Consider the following 8161-nt stretch of genomic DNA (forward strand, 5'->3'; position numbering starts at 1 on the left):
ACCAAACCGTGAGCCGAAGCGGCCCCGTCAGGCTTTCGACAGCGCCACCACCGGATCGAGGCGCGAGGCGTTCCGCGCGGGCAGGTAGCCGAACACCACCCCGATCAGAGTCGAGGAAAGGAAGGCCGCGACGATTGAGGCGGGTGAGTAGATGAGCGTGAAGGTCGTGCTCGCGAGGCTGAAGACATAGCCGAAGGCCAGCGCCGCCGCCACGCCCAGAAACCCGCCGATCAGGCAGACCAGCACCGCCTCGATCAGGAACTGCTGCAGGATGTCGCCCGCCCGCGCGCCCACGGCCATGCGCACCCCGATCTCGCTCACCCGTTCGGAGACGGAGACCAGCATGATGTTCATCACCCCGATCCCGCCCACGACCAGCGAGATCACCGCGATGGAGGCGATGAGCAGGGTCAGCGCCTGTGTCGTCGCGGTGATGGTCTGGCGGATGTCGTCGGTATTGAGGATGAAGAAATCCTTGGTCCCGTGCCGCTGGGTCAGAAGCTGGGTCACCGCCTGTTCGGCAAGGCCGGTATCCACCGCATCGGCCACGCGCACGGTGATGCTGCGGAGTGATGTGGAGCCGAGGAAGCGCGACTGGACGGTGGTATAGGGCAGGTAGACGGAGAGGTTCTGGCTTGGCCCGAAGCCCTGCTGGACCTGTACCACGCCCGTGATGCGCACGGGAACGTTGCCGATGAGCACGACCTTGCCGACCGCATCGCCATCCGGGAACAGGGTCGTCCGCGTGTTTTCGTCGATGACCGCGTCCTGCGAGAAGCTGGCCACGTCGCCTGCGTCAAAGAGGCGGCCCGCCACGAGTTTTGCGCCGCGGGCGTCGAAGAACTGCTCCCCCACGCCGTTGACGAGGGTGGAGACCTCCGTCGCGCCGTAGCGAATGGTCTTGGAGGTGGAGACGGTGGGGGTGACGGCGGCCACGTAGGGCTGAAGCGAGAGCGCCTGCGCATCGGAGACGACGAGCGTAGTGATCCGTCCGGAGCGGGTATCGCCGAAGTCGCGCCCGGCGAAGATCTCCAGCGTATTGGTACCGAGGCTGGAGATGTTCGCCAGCACCTGCTGCCGCGACCCGGCACCGAGTGCCACCACCGACACGACGGAGGCGATGCCGATGATGATGCCGAGCATGGTCAGGAAGGTGCGGAGCTTGTGCGCGTTCATCGCGGTCAGCGCCATGAGGAAGGCTTCGCGGAGGCGCGTGGCCAGCATCGCGGGGCCGGCGCGGCGGGCGCGCTGATCGGCGGGGGACCGGCCCTTGGGCGGGCCATCGGTTTCCGTGAGGGCAGGGGGGGTGACGCGGCCTGTCGGGTGGTCGCCGATGATCTCGCCGTCGCGGATCTCGATGATCCGTTCGGCGCGGGCGGCGATGCCCGGATCATGGGTGACGATGATGACCGTGCGCCCCTCCGCGTGGAGTTCGTCGAGGATGCGGAGCACCTCCTGACCGCTGGCCGTGTCCAGCGCACCGGTCGGTTCGTCGGCGAGGATCACCTCCGCCCCGTTCATGAGGGCGCGCGCGATGGAAACGCGCTGCTGCTGACCGCCAGAGAGCTGGTTCGGGCGGTTCTGCACCTTGTCCGCAAGGCCGAGACGGCCGAGAAGCGAGGCCGCGCGCGGCTCCCGCTCCCCGCGGGAGCGCCCGGCATAGATCGCGGGCACCTCCACATTGCCGAGCGCGGTGAGTTCGGGCAACAGGTTGTAGCGCTGAAAGATGAAGCCGAAATGCTCCCGCCGGAGGGCGGCAAGCTCGTCGGGCGAAAGCCGCGAGGTTTCCCGGCCGGAAATGCGATAGCTGCCGGAGCTGGGGCGGTCGAGGCAGCCGAGAATGTTCATCAGTGTTGATTTGCCGGAGCCGGAGGCGCCGACGATGGCCACCATCTCTCCCCGCGAAATGGTGAGGTCGATGCCTTTCAGCACCGCGACCGTGCTGTCGCCCGAGGGATATTCGCGGGTGACGCGGGTCAGTTCTATCAGCGGGTCTTGTGCGGGGCCGCTCGTACGCGGGACGCCGAGCCGCGCAGGGGCAGGCGGCGCGCCGGGCTCGTTTGGTATCGCACGCGGCGGTGACGGATGAGCCGCGGCTGTGGCGGCCCCTGGCGTGGGGGAGCCGTCCTGGGCGAAAGGGGGTTCGCCATGGCTGCTCTGCGTCAGCGGGGCGCGCGTGTTGCCGGCGTGCGGCGCTGTCATCGGCGAATGCCCCGGTGCGGTCGCCGCCATGTCGCGCGGCGGTGTGTGGGACGCGTTCTGCGGGGCTGCCTGCGGGGGGAGGGGGGTATCCTGTGCCATCGCCCGTGCCTCAGAAACCCATGGGGCCGCGCGGACGGCGCTGGCTGCCATCGCCCGCCACGCCCGCCGCCGTGCCGGTGACGACACGGTCGCCTTCCTGAAGGCCCGAGAGCACCTCTGCCGTCACCTTGTCGTCCAATCCGATCTCCACTGCACGGCGGGAGACGCTGCCGTCTGCCGCCTGCACCTGAACGGAGCGGCTGCCATCGGCCCGTGGCAGGCTCACGGCGGCGGAGGGGATGGTCAGCACTCCCGTGGCGCGGCCCAGCACGATATGGACCTCCGCCGTCATGTAGGTGCGCAGCCGCCCATCGGCATTGTCGATGTCGAAATTGCCGAAGTAATAGATGGCGGAGGTGGAGGATGTGGAACTGCTGGCAGAGGCCGAGGTGGAGATCGCCCGGTCGCTGGTGATGGATTCCGGCGCCGGGTCTATGGTTTCGAGCTTCCCCTCATACCGGCGGCCGCTGTCGCCCAGAACGGAGAAATACACGTCCTGACCGGGGGAGACCTTGAGGATGTCGGCCTCCGAGATCTCCGCCTCCACCGTCATGCGGTCGAGCTGGCCCAGCACGACGATGGTGGGGGTGGACTGATTGGCGTTCAGCGTCTGGCCCTGCTGGCTGGTGACAGCGAGCACGGTGCCCTCGATCGGCGCGGTGATGCGGGTGTAGCCGAGGTTGGTCTGGGCGTTGCTGACGGCGACCTTGCCCTGTTCGATCTGGGCATCCAGCGCCGCGATCTGGGCATTGGCGGTATCCACGTTGGCGCGCGCGGTGTCCACATCCGCCTGCGAGACGGCCCGCCGCTCGTAAAGGCCCGCCTGCCGGGTGAGCGTGATCTCGGCCAGCCGGAGGGAGGCTTCCTTCTCGACCCGCTGGGCCCGGGAGGCGGCGAGAGCGGCCTCTGCCGTCTTGAGCGCGTTCTCCTGCGTGCGGCTGTCGATCTGCGCGATGAGGTCGCCTGCCTTCACCGTCTGGCCGAGGGTCACGTCAACCGAGGTGATGCGGCCCGACACCTGCGAGCCGACCGCGACCAGCCGCGCCGGGCGCAGCGTGCCGCTGGCCAGAACCGTCTGCTCTATGTCGCCGCGCGTGACCGCGGCGGTCAGCACCGCGGGCTGGGCAGGGGTCTGGCCGCGCTGCCAGAACCACCAGACTGCCCCCCCGGCCAGCAGGCAGAGCAGCAGAAGGATGAGGAGCCGTCGCGGGCGGGGGAGAGTCATGGTCTGGCGTATCCGGTCAGGGGCTGGTCGTTCGCCATTGCAGAGCGGGCAGGGCGCTGCAACAGGGCGGGGGATTTCTGGTCTTGCATGTGGCCTGTTTCCGGAGCTTGTCCTGCGGGACGGTCGCAGTCTGTCCCATTTTCAACGCAGGTGCCGCGGCTTTCCGTCGGAGGTGGCCGGTCACGAAACGGCGACGGGGCGCGGAGCGGCACCGGCGCTCCTTCCGGGCGCTCTCTCCAGGGGGCTGACCCGGCGCCGGCGGGCTTTGCAGATGGGGCCCGACATCGGATGATCGGAAGGATTGAGGGGGGCGAAGATGGGCGCGGGTCCGCGCACCGGACCCGGCCCGCCGCGGAGGTGCACAGAGGGGATTGGCGTACCGCCCGCGCGTCGCTAGGATGCCTTACAAATGTCAGGAATTTGGAGGAGAGACATGCGTGCAGTGTTGAGCAGGGAACCCGGCGGGCCGGAAACGCTGGTCGTGGCGGAGACGGCGGATGCGCCCGCGCCGGGGCAGGGGGAGGTGACGATCCGGGTCCATGCGGCGGGGGTGAACTTTCCCGACGCGTTGATCATCGAGGACCGCTATCAGGTGCGTCCGCCGCGGCCCTTTTCGCCCGGTGCAGAGGTCGCGGGCGTGGTCGAGGCCGTCGGGCCGGACGTGACCGGCTTTGCAAAGGGCGACCGGGTGATGGCCTTCCTGACATCCGGCGGCATGGCGGAGCAGGTCACGGTCGAGGCGTGGCGCTGCCATCCGCTGACCGCGGGCATCGGCTTCGTGGAGGCGGCGGCGCTCCAGATGACCTATGGCACCGCGCTCTACGGACTTCAGGAGCGCGGCGATCTGAAAGCGGGGGAAACGGTGCTCGTGCTGGGCGCGGGCGGCGGTGTCGGCCTGGCGGCGGTGGAGCTTGCCGTGGCGGCGGGGGCGCGCGTCGTGGCAGCGGCCTCCAGCGCGGAGAAGCTCGCGCTGGCCCGGGATCGCGGGGCAGAGGGAGCGGTGCTCTATCCTGCAACGGTGGGAGGGGACCGGGAAGCCGGGCGGGCGCTCGCCGGCGCGTTCAAGGAAGCGATGCCGGACGGGGCGGATATCGTGTTCGACACGGTGGGCGGCGGCTATGCGGAACCGGCGCTCCGCACGCTGGCCTGGGGAGGACGCTATCTGGTCGTGGGCTTCCCGGCGGGTATTCCCTCCATTCCGCTGAACCTCACCCTGCTGAAGAGCTGCGATATCCGGGGCGTGTTCTGGGGGGCCGCCGTGCGGCGCGACCCGGCGGCACATCACCGCGCGATGGACGAGTTGCTGGCGCTCCATGCCCGGGGCGCGGTGAAGCCGCCTGTGGCCGATGTCCTGCCGCTCGACCGGGCGGGAGAGGCCATCGCGCGCCTGTCGGGCCGTGGGGTGACGGGCAAGCTGGTGCTGGAACTGGCCTGACCTTTCGCGCGTCTCTGATGACGGCGAAGACAGGGGGACGCATTGCCGTCCCCCTTTTTGCTGCGGTGCCGGTTTCCCTCCACGCGCCGCGCCTGCCTTCGTGGCAGCGGGCGAATTATCGGTGCATCCCCTGATGGTGTCGCCGGGAAGGGCGTCTGCGGCAGGGGGTGCGATGAGCCGGTCGTCTGCTGCGGCGCGTGACTCGCTGTCCTTCATCGGTCCGTTACGTGGAACGATTCGCGCTGCCCAGTTTTCGCGCTTCTGCCTCCAATTTGGAAAAACGCCGGTTCCATTGGAAGAAATGCCGCCTGATGTGGCCCGGAGGAGACCACATGATGGTCCTTTCCAGCGAATATCTGCATTGCCTCTCTTGCATGGCTCGCTGCGCTCTGGCTAAGTAACGCTGCGGCGCCCCGGAGGGAAGTGGAGGCGGTGTCGCGGCAGAGGAAGATGGAGAGGCGCCGGGCAATCCGGCGGATGGAGCGTGACGGCCCGGCAGGGCGGTTGCGAGGGGGGGAATGTATGCAAAGACTTCTGATGACGGCGGCTATCTGCGCCCTGACGGCTGGCCCGGCGCTGGCCGAAGTATCCAACGGCAAGGTCAAGATCGGCATCCTGAACGACCAGTCGGGCGTCTATGCCGATTTCGGCGGCAAGGCCTCCTTCGAGGCGGCAAAAATGGCGGTCGAGGATTTCGGCGGCACGGTTCTGGGTGCGCCCATCGAAGTGGTCACGGCGGACCATCAGAACAAGGCCGACATCGCCTCCAACATCGCGCGGCAATGGTATGACACCGAACAGGTGGACACGATCATGGAACTGACCACCTCCTCCGTGGGGCTGGCGGTGCAGGCGCTGAGCATGGAGAAGAAGAAGATCACCATCAACACCGGCGCCGCCACGGCGGAGCTGACGGGCAAGCAATGCACGCCCTATGGGTTCCACTGGGCTTATGACACGCATATGCTCGCGGTCGGAACCGGCGGCGCGCTGGTCGATGGCGGCGGCGACAGCTGGTTCTTCCTGACCGCGGATTATGCCTTCGGCTACAGCCTTGAGGAGCAGACCACCCATGTGGTGGAGGAGAAGGGCGGCAAGGTCGTCGGCGGGGTGCGGCACCCGCTGGCCACCACGGACTACTCCTCCTTCCTGCTTCAGGCGCAGTCTTCGGGTGCCAAGGTGATCGGGCTGGCGAATGCCGGCATGGACACGCAGAACACCATCAAGCAGGCGGCCGAGTTCGGCATCACGGCGGGCGGACAGAAGCTTGCCGCGCTGCTGTTCACGCTGGCGGAAGTCAACGGGCTGGGGCTTGAGACCGCGCAGGGGCTCAACCTCACGGAAAGCTTCTACTGGAACCGCAACGACGAGACCCGGGAATTCGGCAAGCGGTTCTTCGAGCGGACGAAGGCCATGCCGAACATGGTTCAGGCGGGCACCTATTCGGCGGTGCTGTCCTACCTGAAGGCGGTCGAGGCTGCGGGCACCGACGAGACCGAGGCGGTCGCCAAGAAGCTTCACGAGCTGCCCGTAAAAGACGTGTTCAGCGAGAACGGCCATGTCGGCGCCAACGGGCGGCTCATCACCGACGCCTATCTGATGGAAGTGAAGAAACCCGGCGAAAGCGACATTCCGTGGGATTACTACACGGTGAAGGCGACGATCCCCGGGGCGCAGGCATTTGCCGATCCGGCGCAATCGGGCTGCCCGCTGGTCAACTGACCGGCGGAGGAAGGGGGCGCGGCCGGATTGCCGGCCCGCCCGACCCGGTGGGAGAGACCGGATCATCACGTTACGGAACTTCATGGAGGGGTAGGATGAAGGTTCACGGTTATGCGGCTTCCGTTGCCGTTGCAGCATTGCTCGCAGCAGGGCCGCTCGCGGCGCAGGGCATCTCCGACGGCAAGGTCAAGATCGGCATCATGAACGATCAGTCGGGCGTTTATGCCGACTCGACGGGGCGCACCTCGGTCGAGGCGGCGCGTCAGGCGGTGGAGGATTTCGGTGGCACCGTGCTCGGCGCGCCGATCGAGATCGTCGCTGCCGATCACCAGAACAAGACCGATATCGGCTCCAACATCGCGCGGCAATGGTATGATGTGGAGCAAGTCGACACGATCATGGATCTGCCCACCTCCTCCGTCGCGCTGGCGGTGCAGGCGCTGAGCCTCGAGCGGGGCAAGGTGACCATCGCGGTCGGCGGCGGCTCTGCGGTGATAAGCGGGGCGCAATGCACGCCGCTGGCCTTCCAATGGGCCTATGACACGGAAATGCTCTCCCGCGTGGTCGGCGGGGCGCTGGTCGATCAGGGCGGCGACAGCTGGTATTTCCTGACCGCCGACTATGTGTTCGGCCACAGTCTCGAACAGGCGACGACCAAGATCGTGGAGGCGAAGGGCGGCAAGGTGCTCGGCTCCGTCCGCCATCCGCTGGCCACGACGGATTATTCCTCCTTCCTGCTCCAGGCGCAGGCTTCGGGCGCCAAGGTTATCGGGCTGGCCTCCGCCGGGCTGGACACGGCCAATGCCATCAAGCAGGGCCAGGAATTCGGTATCACCGCGGGTGGACAGAAGTTCGCGGCACTGCTGTTCACGCTGACCGACGTTCGCGGTCTCGGCGCGGAGGCGGCGCAGGGGCTGGTGATGACGGAGGCCTATTACTGGGATCATGATGATGAGTCGCGCGCGCTTGGCGAGAAGATCAAGGCCCGCGCCGGCGTCTATCCGAACAGCCTGCACGCGGGCACCTATTCGGCTGTGATGCAATACCTCAAGGCCATCGAGGCTGCGGGCACGGACGAGGGCAAGGCGGTCGCCGCCAAGCTGCACGAGATGCCGGTCCACGACGCCTTTGCCCGCAACGGCAAGGTGCTGCCGAACGGGCGCATGGTGAGCGACGTGTTCCTGCTGGAGGTCAAGAAGCCCTCCGACATGACGGGAACCGACGATTTCTTCAATGTTCTCGCCACGGTGCCGGGTGAACAGGCCAATGTGAGCGCCAAGGACAGTGGTTGCCCGCTGACACAATAAGACGTTCAACCAAGGGGAGGTTAGAATGAAAAACACACTCATGACCGGCGCTGCGGCGCTTGCGCTGATCGCCGGTTCCATTGCAGGTCCCGCTGCCGCTCAGGAGGCAAAGATCTCCAACGGCAAGGTGAAGATCGGCGTCCTGAACGACCAGTCGGGCGTCTATGCCGA

At 67.3% G+C, this 8161-nt stretch carries 5 protein-coding genes; 3 read left to right on the plus strand and 2 right to left on the minus strand.

The window, feature by feature from the left end; genetic code table 11:
• Window positions 1-27 precede the first annotated feature (27 nt).
• A complete protein-coding gene (locus tag CN97_RS12340) occupies window positions 28-2301 on the minus strand; it encodes a MacB family efflux pump subunit (RefSeq protein ID WP_242685278.1) in 2274 nt (757 codons plus the stop codon).
• Window positions 2302-2311: 10 nt separating this feature from the next.
• Window positions 2312-3526, minus strand: coding sequence for an efflux RND transporter periplasmic adaptor subunit (locus CN97_RS12345; RefSeq protein ID WP_035711788.1), 1215 nt, complete (start codon window positions 3524-3526; stop codon window positions 2312-2314).
• A 433-nt stretch (window positions 3527-3959) separates the two neighbouring features.
• Between CN97_RS12345 and CN97_RS12350 the strand changes: the two genes are divergently transcribed.
• From CN97_RS12350 to CN97_RS12360, 3 genes are all read left to right on the plus strand, one after another.
• Entirely contained in the window at window positions 3960-4961 is a 1002-nt protein-coding gene (locus tag CN97_RS12350) for an NADPH:quinone oxidoreductase family protein (RefSeq protein WP_035711792.1), read from the plus strand.
• A gap of 522 nt (window positions 4962-5483) precedes the next feature.
• The gene (locus CN97_RS12355; protein WP_035711794.1) at window positions 5484-6683 is read left to right on the plus strand and encodes an ABC transporter substrate-binding protein; all 1200 of its coding nucleotides are present in this window, start codon (window positions 5484-5486) and stop codon (window positions 6681-6683) included.
• 95 nt (window positions 6684-6778) lie between these two features.
• Window positions 6779-7990 carry an ABC transporter substrate-binding protein gene (locus tag CN97_RS12360; RefSeq protein WP_035711795.1) on the plus strand — a complete coding sequence of 404 codons (1212 nt, stop codon included), beginning with the start codon at window positions 6779-6781 and terminating at the stop codon, window positions 7988-7990.
• Window positions 7991-8161: the final 171 nt, after the last annotated feature.

The sequence above is a fragment of the Haematobacter massiliensis genome (genome assembly GCF_000740795.1).
GTDB lineage: Bacteria > Pseudomonadota > Alphaproteobacteria > Rhodobacterales > Rhodobacteraceae > Haematobacter > Haematobacter massiliensis.